The organism is Inquilinus limosus DSM 16000, assembly GCF_000423185.1.
Taxonomy (GTDB): domain Bacteria; phylum Pseudomonadota; class Alphaproteobacteria; order DSM-16000; family Inquilinaceae; genus Inquilinus; species Inquilinus limosus.
This window is the reverse complement of record NZ_KE383988.1, coordinates 1-18,277: the sequence shown is the minus strand read 5'-3', so window position 1 is coordinate 18,277 and position 18,277 is coordinate 1. Positions and strand designations below refer to the sequence as shown.

Sequence of the window (18,277 nt, the reverse complement as noted above, 5' to 3'; positions counted from 1 at the left end):
CGGCTTAAGCCGATTTGTGCATCGCCGTGAACGTCGCCTTGTACTGCTCGCGCAGCGCCGCCTTCTGCACCTTGCCCATGGCGTTGCGCGGGATCTCCGCCACCACGAACACGGCCTTGGGCTGCTTGAACCGGGCGAGCTGGTCCTGCAGCGCCGCCTGGATCGCGGCGGGGTCGAGCGGCGCCGCGCCCGGCCGCATCTTCACCACCGCCGCCACCGCCTCGCCGAAATCCGGATGCGGCAGGCCGATCACCGCCGATTCCTCGACGCCCGGGATGGCGTCGATCAGGCTCTCGACCTCCTTCGGATAGACGTTGAAGCCGCCGGAGATGATCAGGTCCTTGGCGCGGCCGACGATCGAGACGTAGCCGCGGTCGTCCACCAGCCCGACATCGCCGGTGATGAAGTAGCCGTCGGCCCGGAACTCGGCCGCGGTCTTCTCCGGCATCCGCCAATAGCCCTTGAACACGTTCGAGCCCTTGACCTCGATCACGCCGATCCCGCCCGGCGGCAGGGCGCGCCCGTCCTCGCCCACGATGCGGAGCGACACGCCGGGCAGCGGGAAGCCGACCGTCCCCGCCCGCCGCTCGCCATCGAGCGGGTTCGAGGTGTTCATGTTGGTCTCGGTCATGCCGTAGCGCTCCAGGATGGTGTGGCCGGTGCGCTGATGGAACTGCTCGAAGGTGTCGGCCAGGAGCGGCGCCGAGCCGGAGATGAACAGCCGCATGTGCCGGCACAGCTCGGCGGTGAGGCCGGGCTGCTCCAGGAGCCGGGTGTAGAAGGTCGGCACCCCCATCATCGTGGTGGCCTTCGGCAGCAAGCGCAGCACTTCCGCCGCATCGAACTTGGGCAGGAACAGCATGGTCGCCCCGGCCAGGAGGGCGCAGTTGGTGGCGACGAACAGGCCGTGGGTGTGGAAGATCGGCAGGGCGTGCAGCAGCACGTCGTCCGGCCGGAAGCCCCAATAATCGTGCAGGGTCAGGGCGTTCGACAGCAGGTTGTCGTGGCTGAGCATCGCCCCCTTGGAGCGGCCGGTGGTGCCCGAGGTGTAGAGGATCGCGGCCAGATCGTCCGGCCCGCGCGGCAGCGTCGCGAACGCCTCCGCCTCCCCCGCCGCGGCCTCGGCCAGGGTCCCCTCCCCGTCCGTCCCGAGCGTCAGCACCGCCCGGGCGCCGGCCGGCCGGGCCACCGCCTCGATCTCGGCTAGCCGCGCCGGCTGGCACACCGCCAGCGCCGGCTCGGCATCGCCGGCGAAATAGGCGACCTCGCCCTTGGTGTAGGCGGTGTTGAGCGGCAGGTAGATCGCCCCGACGCGCAGGCAGCCGAGATAGAGCGCCACAACCTCCGCCGACTTGTCGACCTGCACCATCACCCGGTCGCCCGGCGCCACGCCCAGCCGCCGCAGCAGATTGGCGTAGCGGGCGGAGGCCGCCTCCAGCCCGGCATAGGAGATGCGGCGTCCGTCGGCGAGCTCCAGCGCCGACTTGGACCGGTCGGCGGGGAAACGGGCGGACAGGGCGTCGTAGAGATTGGTCATTCGGCTCGCCGGGTCAGAGATAAGGCTTCAGCTGGCGCGCCACCGCGCGGCTCGTCGCCACCTTCCCGGCATTGACGAAGGCCTCGTGGTTCCGCTCCAGCTCGGCCGGATCATAGAGGTAATTGACCAGAAGTCCCCAGCCCTGCTCCAGCCCCTTCGACGAGGTGTCGCCGGCCCAGTTGAGCCGCTCCAGCCGGGCGCCGTTGCCGAGATGGAAGCGCGCCACCGGATCGACCGGCCGGCCGTTCGGCCGCAGCTCGGCGGCGAGATAGCGGGCGCAGAGGCCGAGCAGCGCGGTCTTGAGAGCCTTGTCGCCGCCGACCGCGTCGAGCCCGCCCTCCTCGAGCGCCGGCAGCAGCGCCTCGGCTGCCGCCAGCACCGCCGGATGCTCGTGCTGCGGCGCCGCCGTCTCCAGCCAGTGCCGGAAGCCGGGGATCGGCGACAGGGTCGAGAAGGTGGTGAGGTTGGGCAGGGTCTGCTGCAGGTCGGCGACCACCTGCTTCAGGAGGAAGCTGCCGAAGGAAATGCCGCGCAGCCCCTTCAGGGTGTTGGTGATCGAATAGAAGATCGCGGTGTCGGCCGCCGCCGGGTCGCCGATCGGGGCCTTGGGGTCGAGCAGCGGCGCGATCTCCCCCGCCAGGCCGCGCACCAGCGCCACCTGGACGAAGATCACCGGCTCGTTCGGCAGGGCCGGATGGAAGAAGGCGTAGCAGCGGCGGTCCTCGGCCAGCCGCCGGCGCAGGAACTCCCAGCCCGGGATGGCGTGCACCGCCTCGTACTGGATCAGCTTCTCCAGGATGATCGCCGGCGTCTCCCAGGTGATCCGGCGCAGCTCCAGGAAGCCGCCGGAGAACCAGGAGGTCAGGACGTGCTTCAGGTCGGCATCCACGATCCGCAGCTCCGGCTTGCCATCGGCGAGGTCGAGCGCATCCGCGCGCAGCGCGATCACGAACTCCGTGCCCTCGGGCAACATGTTGATCCGGCGCAGCAGTTCCTGCCGCGGCGGCTCCGCCGCCTCGGCCAGGGCCAGGGCGCCGGCGGCGCTGGGCTCGGCGACGAAGGCCCGGGCGGCGGCGGCGATCGCCGCGTGGTCAGGCCCGAACTCCCGCGCCAGCATGGTGAAGAACGCCTCCCGCCCGGCCGCGTCCAGGCCGCGATAGAGGGCGACCAGCTCGCGCGCCAGGGCGATCCCGGAGGCCTCGCCGCGCTCGGACAGCAGCGCGCGGCAGATGCCGCCGAGATCCCGCGGCATGGGCCGGCCGCGGCCGAAGGCGAAGAGCTCGAGGCCGCGATCGGCGATCGAGTTGATGAGGTCGGTGATCTGCATGAGAGGCCCGTTCCGCTTCCACCAGACCGTGTCAGGCTAGAGTGCTTCCGGTCCGCAGGACAATCTCGCCCCGTGCATGCCGGCGATCCGGTTGGGGCCGGCCGCAAACAGAAAGGGCGGCGCCGATGGCGCCGCCCTTCCCTGCGGTGACCCGGTCCGGCGTCAGTTGCGCCGGCTGATGACCACCAGCGAGGCGGCGGAGACCGCCAGGTTCTGCACGATCGAGCCGACGTCCCGGACCAGCCGGTACAGGTCGAACGGGGTCAGGTCGCGCGGCACGATGATGACCGAGCCGGGCGGCACCCTGACCGAGCTGTAGCTCCAGGACGACAGGTCGAGCGGCTGCGACTGGCCGTTCGGCATGACCACGAAGGCCCGGCCCGGATCCGCCGACTGGGTCGTGCCGCCGGCGAAATCGACGTAGTCGTCGGCCGTCAGCTTGCCGTCGTACTGGACCGTGCCCGGATTGAGCACCTCGCCGGAAACGGTGACGAAGAGCGGCCGCTTCGGCACGTAGAGCTGGTCGCCCGCCTCGAGCGTGAAGTCGAGCTCCGGCCTGGCCGCCAGCACGGTCGGATCGGCTTCGATCACCACCCGGCCGGCGGCCGGGATGGTCTTCAGCTCCTGAACCAGGCTCTGGATCGCCGGCAGGGCCGCGGCGGGGTTGCCGCCACCGCTGCCGCTGCTCTGGGCCTCCTGGATCAGCTGCGGCAACCCGGCCTGGATCTCGCGCGCAGTGCGCTCAAAGCCCTGCTGCTGCTGCTGCCGCACGGCTTCACGGGTGAACACCGCCCCGTAGGGGAAGGCCTGGTTGGTGTAGCCGCCGGACCGCTGGATCAGCTGCAGCAGCGTCTCGCCGCGGCGGATCACGTAGCGGCCGGGATGGGTGAACTCGCCGGCCAGAGTGACCGTCCCCTCCTCGCGCAGCTGCGGGTTCTGCGGGACGCGGACGCTGTCGCCGGGGTTCAGCTTGATCGACGCCGTGGTGGCGCCGAGGCTCTGCACCGACCGCCAGGAGCCGGCGAGGTTGGACGAAGACAGGGTGGAGAAATAGCCGACCTCGATCGCGCGGCGGTCGGCCTCGACCGTCGTGCCGCCGGCGATGTCGAGCACGGTGGCGAGCGAGGTGCCCGGAATGATCGGATAGCTCCCCGGGACCCGCACCTGGCCTTCGAGCGAGACGACATGCTCGATCACGAAGGGCAGCAGGTCGGGAAAGTCGTCGAAGATCTGCGGACAGGCGCGGTTCACCTCCAGCGGGCCGCCGCGAATGTTCTGGAAGGTCTGCCGCGCATTGCGGAAGCGGCCGGTCGAATCGTTCCGCACCGCCTCCGCCAGCGACCGCAGCCCGAGGCAGCTGCCGCTGACCTGAGTCGCCGGCGGCAGGCCGGCAGTCAGCGTCTGGTTCTGGGCCTGGACGTTCTGGGACACGTCCGGCGCCGCCGACCGGGCCTCCGCCGGCGCCTGACCCGCGAGCATCGTCTGGACGTCGTCCGAGCCGAGATAGCGGATGTCCTCGCGCGACAGCACGATCAGCTTGTCGCGGTCGCGCAGGCGGATGTTGCCGCCGCCCCGCAGCGCCACGGCCAGGTTGACCGGCTGGAATTTGCGGATCCGCGTGTTCGGGTCGGTGGTCTGGATCACGCCGAACGGCAGATAGGCGTCATCGGCCAGGATCGGCGGATCGGACAGCAGCGCGCGCAGGGTCGGCGCGCTGCTGAGCGGCCGGACGCCGGAGACGGTGACGTTGCCGGTGATCGAGACGCTGCCGACACGCAGATCCTGGGCCAGCGTCACCTGGATGATGTCGCCGGTCTGCACCGGCACCGCCGTCTGGCCCGACAGGTTCTGGACCTGGTCCTGGCCGTTGCGGTCGAGCCGCAGCAGGTTGAACCGGTTGCCGGAGGGGCGGATCGGCCCGCCGGCATAGTCCAGCATCTCGGCCACGCTGAGCGGCCCGGCGGCGTCGGGCGGCATCTCGAAGATGCCGGGCCGGACCACATCCCCGGCGACCGCGACCGTGCGCCCGACCGTAGGAATGGAGATCCGGTCGCCGTCCTGCAGCAGGAGGTCGGCCTCGTTGCTGTAGCCCATCAGGAAGCCGTAGATGTCGACCACCTTGGTCTGCCCCTGACGGATCAGCGCGACCGTGCGCAGCGACCCCGTCTTCTTGATGCCGCCGGCGGCGGTCAGCGCGTCGACCAGCGTCGAGAAGCTGGTCAGGGTCTGGGTGCCGGGCTTGGCGATCTCACCGGTCAGCGTCACCGAGATCGCGCGGACGTCGCCGAGCGACACGAAGGCCTCGGTGCTGACGTAGTTCTCGCGCACCCGGGTCTCGATCTCGCGGCGCAGGTCGCCGAAGGAGCGGCCGGCCGCCGGGATCGGCGGCAGGTCCTGCAGGATCAGCCGGCCCTCGCGGTCGACGGTCGCGCTGATGCCCTGGTTCACCTGGCCGCGCAGCGTGACCACGACCTGGTCGCCGATGCCGATGATGTAGTTCTCGCTGACCGCGCCGCTGACCACCTGGCTGGCCACCGCCCCGCCGGCGAAGACGTCATAGCCGAACTGGCTGATGTCGCCGCTCAGCCGCCGCTGGTAGTCGGCCTCGATGCGCGACACCGGCGCGGCGGAAACGATCGACGGCGGCAGGCCCGGCGAGACCACCGTCGGCTCGGTCACCTGCGCCGGCGTCGTCGACGGGACGCGCGGGGCGCTCGGGATCGTCGTGCCTTGCGGCTCGATCCCCTGCTGCTGCAGCTGCGACGGGCTGATGCCCAGCTGCTGCAGCTGGTCGACCAGCGCATTCATCTGAGCATGGCCCGCGACCGGGGTCAGCACCAGGACGCCGCAGGCCAGGAGGGCCGGGCCAATGCCGTAGCGAAGGGTCCATCGGAGTCGACGCGCCTCGCCCTGCCGGTCGCGGCGACGTTCACTATGCACAGGCTTCATGGTCCCCCGCTTCTGACGTCTCAAATGCCCGATCGCAGCGTTGATCGAGCCAACGCCCCCAATGTTTCATCTTCTGAACGATCTGGCCGGCAAAGAAAACCCGAATCAATCCCTTGCCCCCTCACCCTGATACGCAGGCTTCGATCGGACCGTCGCCCTGGCCGCGAATCTTCTTCAGCCGCTGCAGCACCCGGCAGGCATAGGCGAACTGCCGGTCCGGATCGCTCGAATGATAATGCGCGATCGCTTCCAGCCAGTTTCCGTACCGGTTGAACAACCGCCTGAGGAAATACGCGCCGTAGATCACGTTGTATCGCGGCTGAAAGATCAACGTGTAGTCGGGCAGCGTCTGCTTGTGATAGCGCAGCGAGATCTGCATGCAGCCGACATCGATGTTGGGGCTGTCGCCGCCGCCGTTATCCTCGATCGCCGCCTTCATGGCGGCCAGGCTGCTCGGAAACATCGGCGTGCCGCCGATGTTCAGGGCCCAGGGATAGGGATCGCCGCGGCCGCCCGATTCGGTCTGCGCGATCGCCAGCAGCATGCCGTGCGGGATGCCGAAGGCTCCCTCCATCGCCAGGATATAGGGGGTGCAGCTCTCCTGCGCCCGCGCCGGCCCGGCCGCTGCGGCCAAGCCGAGCAGAAGCGTCGCGAGCCCCGCGATCCGACCGAATCCCCTCACCAAAGCAACCGGCTTCCCCCGCCAATCGACGCATCGCTTCTAGCACACCGCACCGATTCGGCAGAATAGCCGGCAATTCAGACCGACAGGCCGGCGCGGACGATCATGCGGCACGGGTTGTAGGCGATACGGTAGGACAGCTCGGCCGGGTCGGCGATGTCCCAGAACGCCAGATCGGCCGCGAGCCCAGGCGTCAGCCGGCCGCATTCCTCGGCCAGACCCAGCGCCCGCGCGGCATTGCGGGTGACGCCGGCCAGCGCCTCCTCCGGCGTCAGCCGGAACAGGGTGCAGCCCATGTTCAGCATCAGCAGCAGCGAAGTGGCGGGCGAGGTGCCGGGATTGTTGTCGGTGGCCAGCGCCATCGGCACGCCGTGCCGCCGGAACGCCGCCACCGGCGGCACCCGGGCCTCGCGCAGGAAGTAGAAGGCGCCGGGCAGCAGCACCGCGACGGTGCCGGCCCGGCCCATCTCCTTCGCCCCGGACTCGCTGGTGTATTCGAGATGGTCGGCCGACAGCGCCCCGAAGCGGGCGGCCAGCGCGGCGCCGTCCTGATCGGAGAGCTGGTCGGCGTGCAGCTTCACCGGCAGGCCCAGCGCGCGGGCGGCGCGGAACACACGCTCGACCTGCGCCGGCGAGAAGGCGATGGTCTCGCCGAAGGCGTCGACCGCGTCGGCCAGGCCGTCCCGGGCGATCGCCGGCAGCATCTCCTCCACCACCCGGTCGACGTAGCGGTCGGGATGGTCGCGGTCCTCCGGCGGCACCGCATGGGCGCCGAGGAAGCTCCGCCGGACCCGGATCCCGGTCTCCCGCCCCAGCCGGCCGGCGACGCGCAGCATCTTCGCCTCGGTCGCGAGGTCGAGCCCGTAGCCGGACTTGATCTCGACGGTGGTGACGCCCTCGGCCGCCAGCGCGTCGAGCCGCCGTCTGGCCGAGGCCAGCAGTTCCTCCTCGCCGGCGGCGCGGGTGGCGGCGACGGTCGAGACGATGCCGCCGCCGGCGCGCGCGATCTCCTCATAGCTGGCGCCGTGCAGCCTCATCGCGAATTCGCGGGCCCGGTCGCCGCCGTGCACCAGGTGGGTGTGGCAGTCGATCAGCCCGGGCGTGACCCAGGCGCCGGCCGCGTCTTCCACCGCCGCGGCCAGGCGGTCGGGCGCGCCCGGCAGATCCGCCTGCCGCCCGACCCAGGCGATGCGGTCGCCCTTGGTCGCGATCGCGCCCTCCGGGATGGCGCCGTAGCCGTCGCCGTCCATGGTCGCCAGCCGGGCGTTGATCCACAGCCGATCCCACATGCCTCTTTCCCTTCGCCGAACCGGGCCTATGCTGCCGCACCGCGTTTCATCTCACGGGATGCCGCCCCTTGACCACGCGCTATTTCGCCGAGACCGCCCTTCTGGCCGATGGCTGGGCCGACGATGTCCTGATCGAGATCGACGCCAAGGGCGACATTTCCAGCGTCGCGGCCGGGGCCGGGCGCGGCGACGCCGAGGCGGTCGCCGGCGTCGTCCTGCCCGGCATGGCCAATCTGCACAGCCACGCCTTCCAGCGCGCCATGGCCGGGCTGGCCGAGACCGCCGCCGGCCCGGGCGACGATTTCTGGAGCTGGCGCGAGCAGATGTACCGCTTCGTCCGCGTGCTCGACCCCGACCAGGTCGAGGCGATCGCGGCCCAGCTCTATGTCGAGATGCTGAAGGCCGGCTACACCTGCGTCGCCGAGTTCCACTACCTGCACCACCAGCCGGACGGCGCCCCCTATGCCGATCGGGCGGAACTGTCGCGCCGGGTGATCGCGGCGGCCAAGGCAACCGGCATCGGCATCACCCATCTGCCGGTCCTCTACGCCACCGGCGGCTTCGGCGGTCAGCCGGCCGGCGAAGGGCAGCGCCGCTTCCTGAACGATGTCGACGGCATCCTCGACATCGCCGCCCGGCTGCGCGCCGACCATGCCGGTGACCTCGACGTGCGCATCGGCATCGCCCCGCATTCGCTGCGCGCGGTGACGCCGGAGATGCTGGCGGCGGTCGTGGACGGGACCCGGGCGGCCGATCCGGCGGCGCCGATCCACATCCACATCGCCGAGCAGGTGAAGGAGGTCGAGCAGTGCCTGGCCTGGAGCGGCACCCGGCCGGTCGAATGGCTGCTGGGCCACGCCGCGGTCGACGGCCGCTGGTGCCTGGTCCACGCCACCCACCTGACCGGGGCGGAGACCGCGGCCCTGGCCGCCAGCGGCGCGGTCGCCGGGCTGTGCCCGACCACCGAGGCCAATCTCGGCGACGGGCTGTTCCCCCTCGCCCCCTACCTCGCCGCCGGCGGCCGGCTCGGCATCGGCTCGGACAGCCACATCTCCGTCGGCGTGATCGAGGAGCTGCGCTGGCTGGAATACGGCCAGCGCCTGGCGCACCGGAAGCGCGGCATCGGCGCCGGGCCGGGCCGGCCTTCGGTCGGCGCCACCCTGTTCCAGGCCGCGATCGACGGCGGGGCCCGGGCGGTCGGCCGCGCCTCGGGCCGGATCGAGGCCGGAGCCCGGGCCGATCTCGTGGTGCTGGATCCGGATCATCCGGCGCTGGTCGGCCGCCGCGGCGACGCCCTGCTCGACAGCTTCGTCTTCGCCGGCAACGAGTCGCCGATCCGCCACGTCATGGCGGGAGGCCGCTGGCGCGTCCGCGACGGCCATCATGCCGACGAGGCGGCGGTGGCGGCGCGCTACCGGAAGGTCATGGCGGCGCTGCTGGCCTGACGGGGCAAACAAAAGCGGGCCCTGGAGAACCGGGGCCCGCGAGGTGAACAGGGAGGCTCACTCGAGCGGGAGACGCTATCGAGCTGTCCTCAATATAGCCGGCTTGCCGCCGGCCTGCTGTGACGTACGTCACGCCGGACCGATCTTCACCGTCAGCCGGGGATCGCCGCGGCCGGGGTCGCCGGGACCGTGAAGACCTGCCCGGGATAGATCAGGTCTGGGTCGCGGATCTGCTGCTGGTTGGCCTGGTAGATCACGGTGTAGCGCGGCCCCTGCCCGTAGACCCGGCGGGCGATCCGCCACAGGCTGTTGCCGGGCTGGACCACGACCCGCCCCTCGGCCACCGCGACCTCCGCCGGCGTGGCCCGATGGAACGGGGTCTCGGCACGCGCCGTCACCTTGCCGGCGGCGTCGAGCTGGTCGGCCCGCAGGCGGTAGACGCCCGGAGGGATCGTCCCCTCCGCCTGGATGCGGAACACCCCGCGCGCATCGACACGGCCTTCGCCGGCCGGCCGGTTGTCGAGATAGAGCCGGATGCCGGCGCCCGCCCGGCCGCGGCCGCTGACGATGACGGCGCCGCCTTCGCCATAGTCGATGACGTCGATGGACAGCGCCGCGCCGGCCGCGCCCGGCGGCGCGACCGCCGGCGCCTGCAGCACGGTGGAGGCGCCCTGCCCCTGCTGCGGCGTCAGCATCACCAGGGGACCGCCGCCGCTGCCGGCCGCCGGCCGGCCGGCGATGTCGCGGCCGCGCTCCGGCACCACCACCGTCGCCATCTCGGCGGAGGCCGCGCCGCCGTCGGCCAGGCGCAGCGAGAGCTGATGGTCGCCGGCCGCGATCGGCGCGTCCGACAGGAACACCCAGTTGCCGGAGTTGTCCGCCTGGACCGATCCGATCTGCCGGTCGCCATCCATCAGCAGGATGCGGGCCCCGGCCGGGCCGCGCCCGGCGATGGTGACGCCGCCGTCGGGGTTCACCCGGACCGCGTCGAAGCCCAGCGCGGCCTGCCCGGCGGCGTTTCCGGCCGCGCCCTGCGGCGACTGGGCCGAGGCGTCGGGCTGCGGCGGCGGCGCATCGTCCCGGCTTGCGGCCGGTGCCGGCGCGGTCCCGGCCGGCGCGCTTCCCGTTCGGGGCGGTTCGTCGAACCCGCCCCCGAGGACCCGCGGAGAGGGGGCGGCGATCGATCCGGGCGAGGGCTCGAACACGGAAGCCGGCGGCGCGGCAGGGGCCACCGCCGCATCGGCCCGGGCCGTTGCCGCGGGGGCAGCCGGCTGCTGCGTCGCCGCGGGCGGCGGCGTCACCGCAGGCGGCGGCGCGGCCGGAGTGATCGCAGCCGCAGAGCTCACGCTCGGCGGCGTCGCGTCCTGGCGGGGCGGCCCGGTGAATTCGACCACGGCGAGGATGGCCGCGAGCACAGCGACCGCGGCACCGCCGATCAGCAGGAGTTTCTTCAACGCTCGAACCGCCCCGATATTATTCGCGCCAAATTATCCGCGCCGTCACCGACTCGCAACAAACCGCTGATCCGCCCGCATCGAAACTTGCCCCGGCGGCGATCCCTTCCTAATGTCGCGCGCCGGTTCAGCCGGCCTCGTACCCGACACCTCCGTGCGATCATGGCCGATATCCGTTCCCTCTGCGTCTATTGCGGCTCCTCCTCCCGCGTCGATGAGCGCTACAAGACCGCCGCCGCGCGCCTCGGCGCCCTGATCGCCGCCCGCGGCCTGCAGCTGGTCTATGGCGGCGGCCGGGTCGGGCTGATGGGCATCGTCGCCGATGCCGCGCTGGGCGCCGGCGGCCGGGTGGTCGGCATCATCCCGGAGCATATCCAGGCGCTGGAGGTCGAGCACACCGGCCTGACCGAGCTGCATGTCGTCGACAGCATGCACACGCGCAAGCGGATGATGTTCGACCGGTCCGACGCCTTCATCGTGCTGCCGGGCGGCCTGGGCACGCTGGACGAGACCTTCGAGATGCTGACCTGGCGGCAGCTGAAGCTGCACGACAAGCCGGTCGTCTTCGTCGACATCGACGGCTATTGGCGCCCGTTCCTGCGCCTGGTCGACCACATGGTCGCCCAGGGCTTCTGCCGGAAGGAGCACCGCGACCTGTTCCAGGTGGTCGAGACCGTCGAGGAGGTGTTCGGCGCCATCGCCGCGCCGCAGCCGATCGCCGGCCGCGCCAGCGACAAATGGGTGTAGGCGCCGCGCCGGCCGCGCCTTTCGTCGTCGCCGGCCGGGTGCTATAAGCCCGGCCATTCCTGTCCGAAGCGGAAAGATCCCGACATGGCCAAGATCAAGGTCAAGACCCCGGTCGTCGAGCTCGACGGCGACGAGATGACGCGCATCATCTGGCAGTTCATCAAGGACAAGCTGATCCTGCCGTATCTCGACATCGACCTGCGCTATTACGATCTCGGGATCGAGCACCGCGACCAGACCGACGACCAGGTGACGATCGACGCGGCCGAGGCGATCAAGCAGTACGGCGTCGGCGTGAAGTGCGCCACCATCACCCCCGACGAGGCGCGGGTGAAGGAGTTCAACCTCAAGAAGATGTGGAAGTCGCCGAACGGCACGATCCGCAACATCGTCGGCGGCACCATCTTCCGCGAGCCGATCATCTGCCGCAACGTGCCGCGCCTGGTGCCTGGCTGGCGCAAGCCGATCGTGGTCGGCCGCCACGCCTTCGGCGACCAGTACCGCGCCACCGACCTCAAGGTCCCCGGCCCCGGCACCCTGACCATGACCTACACCCCGGCCGATGGCGGCCAGCCGATCGAGCTGGAGGTGTTCAAGTTCCCGGGCTCGGGCGTCGCGCTCAGCATGTACAACCTGGACGAGTCGATCCGCGGCTTCGCCCAGTCGTCGCTGAACTACGGCCTGCTGCGCAACATGCCGGTCTATCTGTCGACCAAGAACACGATCCTCAAGGGCTATGACGGCCGGTTCAAGGACATCTTCCAGGAGGTGTACGAGGCCGAGTTCAAGGAGCGGTTCGAGAAGGCCGGCCTGACCTACGAGCACCGTCTGATCGACGACATGGTCGCCTCGGCCCTGAAGTGGGAAGGCGGCTTCGTCTGGGCCTGCAAGAACTACGACGGCGACGTGCAGTCGGATTCGGTGGCCCAGGGCTTCGGCTCGCTCGGCCTGATGACCTCGGTGCTGCTGACGCCGGACGGCAAGACCGTGGAGGCCGAGGCGGCGCACGGCACGGTGACCCGCCACTACCGCGAGCACCAGAAGGGCCGCGCCACCTCGACCAACCCGATCGCCTCGATCTTCGCCTGGACCCAGGGCCTGACCTACCGCGCCCGCTTCGACGAGACGCCGGAGCTGCTGCGCTTCGCCCAGACGCTGGAGAAGGTCTGCGTCGAGACGGTCGAGGCCGGCCACATGACCAAGGACCTCGCCATCCTGATCGGGCCGGACCAGCCCTGGATGACGACCCAGCAGTTCCTGGACAAGCTGGACCAGAACCTGCAGGCATCGATGGGCTGACGCCCCAGCGCCCAGCCGAAACGACGAAAGGCCGGCTCGCGCCGGCCTTTCTGCTTTTCGGCGTGATCCCGGTCAGGGGCCGATCACGTTGTCGATCGACAGCCCCTGAATCACCGCCATCAGCGGCACGTCCCCGCCGTTCACCGCGCAGACGCCCCCCTGGATCAGGTGATTGGCGCGCTCCAGGTCGAAGACGCCGCAGCGTTCGCCGGAGCCGGTCAGGGTGATGATCCGGTACTGCGCGAGATAACCGTTTACGGTTGTGCGGTCGCCCCGCACGACCGTGAACCCGGTCGCCTTGAAAGCTTCCTGAACCCATCTCGACAGCGAACCGATGCGATCGGAATCGCGCCAGTGGTAGCCGCCGGGCAGGCGCGCCCAATCCACGAAGGCGAAGAGCTCCTTCGTGGAGAATGTCGCCGTGTCCGATCGGACGGTTCCGCTGCCCTCGGACGCCATCCTCTCGTTGTGCTTCGCGTTCTCGGCGGCAACCCCGGCCAACGGTCCCGACACGAACCGGATCGGCGAGTCCTCGGCCCAGGCAGGCCCGGAGAACGCCGCGGCGACAAGGATTCCCGCCGTACACCGCATCAATCGATTCAACATGCTCCCCCTCCGCACGACTGGACAAAGCCGGGCCGCCCGGGTGACGGCCCGGTCGTTTCACGTCGATGGCTCAAGGCCCGATCACCCCGTCGATCGAGATTCCCGCCATCACTTCCTGGACCGTGAACGGGCGGGTGAACGGCGCGCAGGCGAAGCCCGAAATCAGGTGGTTCCTGCGCATCAGCGCGAAGACGCCGCAGCGGCGATCGATGCCGATCAGGCTGATCTTCCGGTACTGGGCGAGGTAGCCGTTCACCGTGATCCGGTCGCTCTCAAGGATGGTGAAGCCAGTGGCGTCGAAGATCTCCTTCACGCTGTCCGACAGGCTGGCGACGATGTTGTCGTCCTGCCACCGGTAGTGGCCGCCCAGGCGAGACCAGTCGACATAGGCCAGCATGGGGCCGGACTTGAACACCGCGGTGTCGGTCTTCACCGCCCCGAAGGCGGAGTGCGCGAGCGTCTCCTCCTTGTGCTTGACGTTCTCCGCCGCGGCGCCCTGGAGCGGCCCCGAGACGAAGCTGATGGGAGACTCTTCGGCCAGCGCCGGCCACGAAAACATGGCCGCGGCGATCACGCCCGCGGCACACCGCATCATTCGATCGAACATGTTCCCCCTCCGCCCATGTCTGAACCGGTGCGGGCCGCCAGGGCGAACGGCTCCGCCCGTCTGGCTCCGCTTCAGGGACCGATCACACCGTCGATCGAGAGGCCCTGCAGAATGGCGAGGATCGGCACGGCCTGATCTTCCGTCCGGCAGGCGAAGCCGATGATCCTGCTCTTCACCCGCCGCAGTTCGAAGACGCCGCAGCGCCGCGGCGAGCCGGTGAGGCGAATGTCGCGGTACTGCGCCCGGAAGCCGTTGACCTCCCCGTAATCGCCCGACACGACAGTGGCACCGGCCGCGTCGAAGACCTGCCGGACATCCTCCGTCAGCCCGTTCAGGCCCGAGTCCTGCCAGGCGTAGTAGCCGCCCAGCCGGGACCATTTGACGTAGGCCAGCAGCCCGCCGGCGCGGAACACCGCGGATTCCGACACCTTGGTGCCGCCCTCCGCCAGATTGTTGTCCTGGTCGCGCTTCACCTCCTCGGCCGCGGCCCCGGAGAGCGGCCCCGACACGAAGGCGATCACCGACGGTTCCGCCCGGGCCGGCAAACAAAACGCCGCCAGGGCAAGCAGCCCGGCGGCGCAGGATGAAATGCCTCGCTTCATCAAAATCCCCCGGAATATCCGGAAGGAATTAATGCCGGAGCTGCGGCCGATTGGCGAGAAAATTCGTCAAATCACCGGCAACTCACGCCCGCAGGATGGCGCGGTCCTCGTCGCGCCGCTTGCCGGGCGGCTGGTAGGCGATCGCGGCGTGCTCGGCACAGTACGGCAGATTGCCGTGCGAGGCCTTGCCGCAGAAGTGGAAATCCTTGTCGCGCGGATCGCCGATCGGCCATTTGCACATCCGCTCGGTCAGGTTGAGGATGGTGGCGCCGCCCGACCTCCGCTCCGGCTCCGGCTTGGCCGGGACCTTCTGCACCGCCGGCGGGGCAGCTTCGGCGGCGACGGTGGCCGCCTCCTCCTCCTCGCCCTCCTTGCGCTTGATCGGCGAGGGCCGGCCGGACAGCTCCAGCCGATGGGCCTTGCCGATCACCGCGTTGCGAGAGACGCCCCCCAGGATCTCGGCGATCTCGCTGGCACTCTTCCCGTTTCCCCAGAGCTGGCGCAGCTGCGCCACTCGTTCTTCGGTCCAAGACATCCGCTTCTCCCAAGATCACGCGCAGTGGCTGCGCGTACCACATATTGCGGCTTCATCCACGGACGCTACCACATCCGGGACAGTCGCGACAGATCCTTTCAAACCCCTCCGGTCAGGCGGCGAGCGCCGCCTCGACCGCCGCGAGCGCTTCACCGGCGCGGGCCGCATCCGGCCCGCCAGCCTGCGCCATGTCCGGGCGACCCCCACCGCCCTTTCCTCCCGCGGCTTCGGCCGCGGCGCGCACCAGTGCCACCGCATCGAACCGCGCGGTCAGATCCTCGGTCACCCCGACGCAGACCGACAGCTTGCCCTCGGCCCGGCCGATCAGCGCGATCACGCCGGAGCCGAGCTGCTTCTTCAGCGCATCGGCCATCGGCTTCAGCTCGCGCGCCGGCAGGTCGTCGAGGATCCGGCCGGTGAACTTCACCCCGCCGATCTCCTTGACCTCGGGCGCGGCCCCGCCGCTGCCCGCCGTCGCCAGCTTGCGACGGAGGTCGGAGACCTCGCGCTCCAGCCGCCGCCGCTCCTCGACCAATGCGGCGAGGCGCGCCGGCAGCTCGTCCGGCGTCACCTTCAGCGCCGCGGCGGCGTCGGTCAGCAGCGCGTCGCGATGGGCGGCGTAGGCCACAGCACCCTCGCCGGTCACCGCCTCGATCCGGCGGATGCCGGCGGCGACCGCGCCTTCCGAGACCAGCCGGAAGGCGCCGATGTCGCCGGTGCGGGCGACATGGGTGCCGCCGCACAGCTCCTGCGAATAGACCCTGTTGCCGTCCTGGCCCATGCCGACGACGCGCACCGTGTCGCCGTATTTCTCGCCGAACAGCGCCATGGCGCCGGCGGCGATCGCGTCCTCCGGCGTCATCAGCCGGGTGGTGACCTCGGCGTTCTCGCGGATCCGGGCGTTGACCTCGGCCTCGACCGCGGCGATGTCCTCGGGAGTCAGCGGCCGCGGCTGGCTGATGTCGAAGCGCAGCCGCTCCGGCGCCACCAGCGAGCCCTTCTGGGTGACGTGCTCGCCCAGCCGCCGGCGCAGCGCCGCGTGCAGCAGATGGGTGGCCGAATGGTTGGCCCGCAGCGCGCCGCGGCGGGCATGGTCGACCTTGAGCTCGACCGCCTCGCCGACCTTGAGCGTGCCGGCCTCGACCGTGCCGATATGGGCCCACAGCACGCCGGCCTGCTTCTGCGTGTCGCGCACCGCGACGGTGACGCCGCCCGGCGCCGTGATGGTGCCGGCATCGCCCATCTGGCCGCCGCTCTCGGCGTAGAACGGGGTCTGGTTGACCACGACCACGACCTCGCTGCCCGGCCCGGCCTGGTCGACGACCTGGCCGTCGACCACCAGCGCGGTGACGACGCCCTCGGCCACCTCGGTCTCATAGCCAAGAAATTCAGTGGGTTCGAGCTTTTCCTTCAACTCGAACCACAAGGCGCCGGTGGCTGCCTCGCCGGAGCCGGCCCAGTTCTTCCGGGCCTCGGCGCGCTGCCGCTCCATCGCCGTCTCGAAGCCGGCGGTGTCGACCGTGCGGCCCTGGCCGCGCAGCACGTCCTGGGTCAGGTCGAGCGGGAAGCCGTAGGTGTCGTACAGCTTGAACGCCACCTCGCCCGGCAGCGCCTGGCCGGAGCCGAGCCGGCCGGTCTCCTCCTCCAGGAGGCGCAGGCCGCGGTCGAGGGTCTGCTTGAAGCGGGACTCCTCCAGCTTCAGCGTCTCGGTGATCAGAGCCTCGGCCCGGACCAGCTCGGGATAGGCGGTGCCCATCTGGCGCACGAGGGCCGGCACCAGCCGGTACATCACCGGGTCGCGCGCGCCGATCAGATGGGCGTGGCGCATGGCCCGGCGCATGATCCGGCGCAGCACGTAGCCGCGGCCCTCGTTCGACGGCATGACGCCGTCGGCCATCAGGAAGGAGGTGGCGCGCAGATGGTCGGCGATCACCCGGTGGCTGATCTTGTGCGGGCCATCCGGGTCGCTGTTGGTGGCATCGGCCGAGGCCTCGATCAGGGCCCGCATCAGGTCGATGTCGTAGTTGTCGTGCTGGCCCTGCAGCACGGCGGCGATGCGCTCGAGCCCCATGCCGGTGTCGATCGAGGGGCGCGGCAGGTCGACCCGCGTCTCCTTGGTGACCTGCTCGTACTGCATGAAGACGAGGTTCCAGATCTCGATGAACCGGTCGCCGTCCTCGTCCGGGCTGCCCGGCGGGCCGCCGGCGATGCCGGGGCCATGGTCGTAGAAGATCTCCGAGCACGGCCCGCAGGGGCCGGTGTCGCCCATCGCCCAGAAATTGTCCGAGGTCGGGATGCGGATGATCCGCTCCTCCGGCAGCCCGGCGATGCGGCGCCACAGCCCCGCCGCCTCGTCGTCGGTGTGGAACACCGTAACCAGCAGCTTGTCCTTGGGCAGGCCGAATTCCCTGGTGATCAGGCTCCAGGCCAGATCGATCGCCCGCTCCTTGAAATAGTCGCCGAAGGAGAAGTTCCCCAGCATCTCGAAAAAGGTGTGGTGCCGGGCGGTGTAGCCGACATTCTCGAGATCGTTGTGCTTGCCGCCGGCGCGGACGCATTTCTGCGCCGTGGCCGCCCGCTGATAAGGCCGCGTCTCCATGCCGGTGAAGACGTTCTTGAACTGCACCATGCCGGCATTGGTGAACAGCAGCGTCGGGTCGTTCCGCGGCACCAGCGGGCTGGACGCCACCACCTCGTGGCCGTTCTCGCCGAAGAAGTCGAGGAAGGTGGAACGGATGTCGTTGACGGTCTGCATCGCGGGTGGGGTCGGCCTGGACTGTCTTGGGCGGATGCGGCCCCGGGGAACCGGACGGCCGAGCCGACGCTTGTAGCGCGCCGGGGCGACCGCTGTCCAGGAAGGCGCATGGCGAAAACCGTCCCGGCCGCCACCGGACCCGAGATATCCTCATCTAAAATCTCAGGATTGGCAATCAGTTTATTGTTATCAATGAGCAAACAAGATTATTGCAAATGTCCGGATCGTTTAGGTCGCGCAGGATCGAGGCCGGAGTTTCCAGCGCGGGCGAAATCGGTCGATCGGGTTCGCGACGGCGGCGGTCGTCAGGCCCGCCGAGGGCGAGCCGAACCTGCGCATTTCTTTCGCCCGTCACCCGGTGTCGGGTGCGGGCTTCGGGTCGTCGACATAGAGGCCGAGGCCGAGGGAGCGGCAGAGGCGGTCGGCGGTGGTGGCGGTGGTCT

14 protein-coding genes are annotated in these 18,277 nt (G+C 70.3%); 3 read left to right on the top strand and 11 right to left on the bottom strand.

Translation table 11 applies throughout. The features are described 5' to 3' along the window. Positions 1–4: 4 nt before the first annotated feature. The 5 genes from G537_RS0134225 to hutI form a co-directional block, all read right to left on the bottom strand. A complete protein-coding gene (locus tag G537_RS0134225; protein WP_034853997.1) occupies positions 5–1,537 on the bottom strand; it encodes a malonate--CoA ligase in 1,533 nt (510 codons plus the stop codon). 13 nt (positions 1,538–1,550) lie between these two features. Further along, a complete protein-coding gene (locus G537_RS0134220; RefSeq protein ID WP_026873867.1) occupies positions 1,551–2,864 on the bottom strand; it encodes a malonyl-CoA decarboxylase in 1,314 nt (437 codons plus the stop codon). A 162-nt stretch (positions 2,865–3,026) separates the two neighbouring features. After that, the gene (locus G537_RS41515) at positions 3,027–5,813 is read right to left on the bottom strand and encodes an SLBB domain-containing protein (RefSeq protein WP_081689240.1); all 2,787 of its coding nucleotides are present in this window, start codon (positions 5,811–5,813) and stop codon (positions 3,027–3,029) included. Between the two features lie 121 nt (positions 5,814–5,934). Continuing rightward, positions 5,935–6,387 (bottom strand): lytic transglycosylase domain-containing protein, encoded by a 453-nt coding sequence (locus G537_RS41510; RefSeq protein ID WP_281171525.1) that lies wholly within the window; start codon positions 6,385–6,387, stop codon positions 5,935–5,937. A 185-nt stretch (positions 6,388–6,572) separates the two neighbouring features. Beyond that, positions 6,573–7,784, bottom strand: a complete 1,212-nt coding sequence (gene hutI / locus G537_RS41505; protein WP_034853996.1) for an imidazolonepropionase — start codon at positions 7,782–7,784, stop codon at positions 6,573–6,575. Between the two features lie 68 nt (positions 7,785–7,852). On the opposite strand from hutI, the gene G537_RS0134200 reads away from it, so the two are divergent. Beyond that, a complete protein-coding gene (locus G537_RS0134200; protein ID WP_026873866.1) occupies positions 7,853–9,229 on the top strand; it encodes a formimidoylglutamate deiminase in 1,377 nt (458 codons plus the stop codon). 152 nt (positions 9,230–9,381) lie between these two features. On the opposite strand, the gene G537_RS44175 is transcribed toward G537_RS0134200, so the two are convergent. Then, a complete protein-coding gene (locus G537_RS44175) occupies positions 9,382–10,683 on the bottom strand; it encodes a LysM peptidoglycan-binding domain-containing protein (protein WP_051249482.1) in 1,302 nt (433 codons plus the stop codon). Positions 10,684–10,845: 162 nt separating this feature from the next. Between G537_RS44175 and G537_RS0134190 the strand changes: the two genes are divergently transcribed. Together G537_RS0134190 and G537_RS0134185 are read left to right on the top strand one after the other, a co-directional pair. After that, positions 10,846–11,430: an LOG family protein gene (locus G537_RS0134190; protein WP_026873865.1), complete on the top strand. Its 585-nt coding sequence runs from the start codon at positions 10,846–10,848 to the stop codon at positions 11,428–11,430. Positions 11,431–11,514: 84 nt separating this feature from the next. Beyond that, positions 11,515–12,729 carry an NADP-dependent isocitrate dehydrogenase gene (locus G537_RS0134185; protein WP_026873864.1) on the top strand — a complete coding sequence of 405 codons (1,215 nt, stop codon included), beginning with the start codon at positions 11,515–11,517 and terminating at the stop codon, positions 12,727–12,729. 72 nt (positions 12,730–12,801) lie between these two features. Here G537_RS0134185 and G537_RS0134180 read toward each other — a convergent pair whose 3' ends face one another. The 5 genes from G537_RS0134180 to alaS all read right to left on the bottom strand — a co-directional run bounded on the left by G537_RS0134180 (position 12,802) and on the right by alaS (position 17,834). After that, entirely contained in the window at positions 12,802–13,335 is a 534-nt protein-coding gene (locus tag G537_RS0134180) for a hypothetical protein (RefSeq protein WP_155888915.1), read from the bottom strand. 70 nt (positions 13,336–13,405) lie between these two features. Then, entirely contained in the window at positions 13,406–13,942 is a 537-nt protein-coding gene (locus G537_RS0134175; RefSeq protein ID WP_026873862.1) for a hypothetical protein, read from the bottom strand. A 71-nt stretch (positions 13,943–14,013) separates the two neighbouring features. After that, positions 14,014–14,544 (bottom strand): hypothetical protein, encoded by a 531-nt coding sequence (locus tag G537_RS0134170; protein ID WP_155888914.1) that lies wholly within the window; start codon positions 14,542–14,544, stop codon positions 14,014–14,016. 82 nt (positions 14,545–14,626) lie between these two features. After that, positions 14,627–15,079: a GcrA family cell cycle regulator gene (locus G537_RS0134165; protein WP_026873860.1), complete on the bottom strand. Its 453-nt coding sequence runs from the start codon at positions 15,077–15,079 to the stop codon at positions 14,627–14,629. A gap of 112 nt (positions 15,080–15,191) precedes the next feature. Further along, positions 15,192–17,834 (bottom strand): alanine--tRNA ligase, encoded by a 2,643-nt coding sequence (gene alaS, locus G537_RS0134160; RefSeq protein WP_026873859.1) that lies wholly within the window; start codon positions 17,832–17,834, stop codon positions 15,192–15,194. Between the last annotated feature and the right edge of the window lie 443 nt (positions 17,835–18,277).

Excerpts from the sequence above, each read along its gene's own strand:
- G537_RS0134225 (WP_034853997.1), bottom strand. The coding sequence starts at position 1,537 with ATGACCAATCTCTACGACGCCCTGTCCGCCCGTTTCCCCGCCGACCGG.
- G537_RS0134220 (WP_026873867.1), bottom strand. The coding sequence starts at position 2,864 with ATGCAGATCACCGACCTCATCAACTCGATCGCCGATCGCGGCCTCGAG.
- G537_RS41515 (WP_081689240.1), bottom strand. The coding sequence starts at position 5,813 with ATGAAGCCTGTGCATAGTGAACGTCGCCGCGACCGGCAGGGCGAGGCG.
- G537_RS41510 (WP_281171525.1), bottom strand. The coding sequence starts at position 6,387 with ATGGAGGGAGCCTTCGGCATCCCGCACGGCATGCTGCTGGCGATCGCG.
- hutI (WP_034853996.1), bottom strand. The coding sequence starts at position 7,784 with ATGTGGGATCGGCTGTGGATCAACGCCCGGCTGGCGACCATGGACGGC.
- G537_RS0134190 (WP_026873865.1), top strand. The coding sequence starts at position 10,846 with ATGGCCGATATCCGTTCCCTCTGCGTCTATTGCGGCTCCTCCTCCCGC.
- G537_RS0134185 (WP_026873864.1), top strand. The coding sequence starts at position 11,515 with ATGGCCAAGATCAAGGTCAAGACCCCGGTCGTCGAGCTCGACGGCGAC.
- G537_RS0134180 (WP_155888915.1), bottom strand. The coding sequence starts at position 13,335 with ATGTTGAATCGATTGATGCGGTGTACGGCGGGAATCCTTGTCGCCGCG.
- G537_RS0134175 (WP_026873862.1), bottom strand. The coding sequence starts at position 13,942 with ATGTTCGATCGAATGATGCGGTGTGCCGCGGGCGTGATCGCCGCGGCC.
- G537_RS0134170 (WP_155888914.1), bottom strand. The coding sequence starts at position 14,544 with ATGAAGCGAGGCATTTCATCCTGCGCCGCCGGGCTGCTTGCCCTGGCG.
- G537_RS0134165 (WP_026873860.1), bottom strand. The coding sequence starts at position 15,079 with ATGTCTTGGACCGAAGAACGAGTGGCGCAGCTGCGCCAGCTCTGGGGA.
- alaS (WP_026873859.1), bottom strand. The coding sequence starts at position 17,834 with ATGCAGACCGTCAACGACATCCGTTCCACCTTCCTCGACTTCTTCGGC.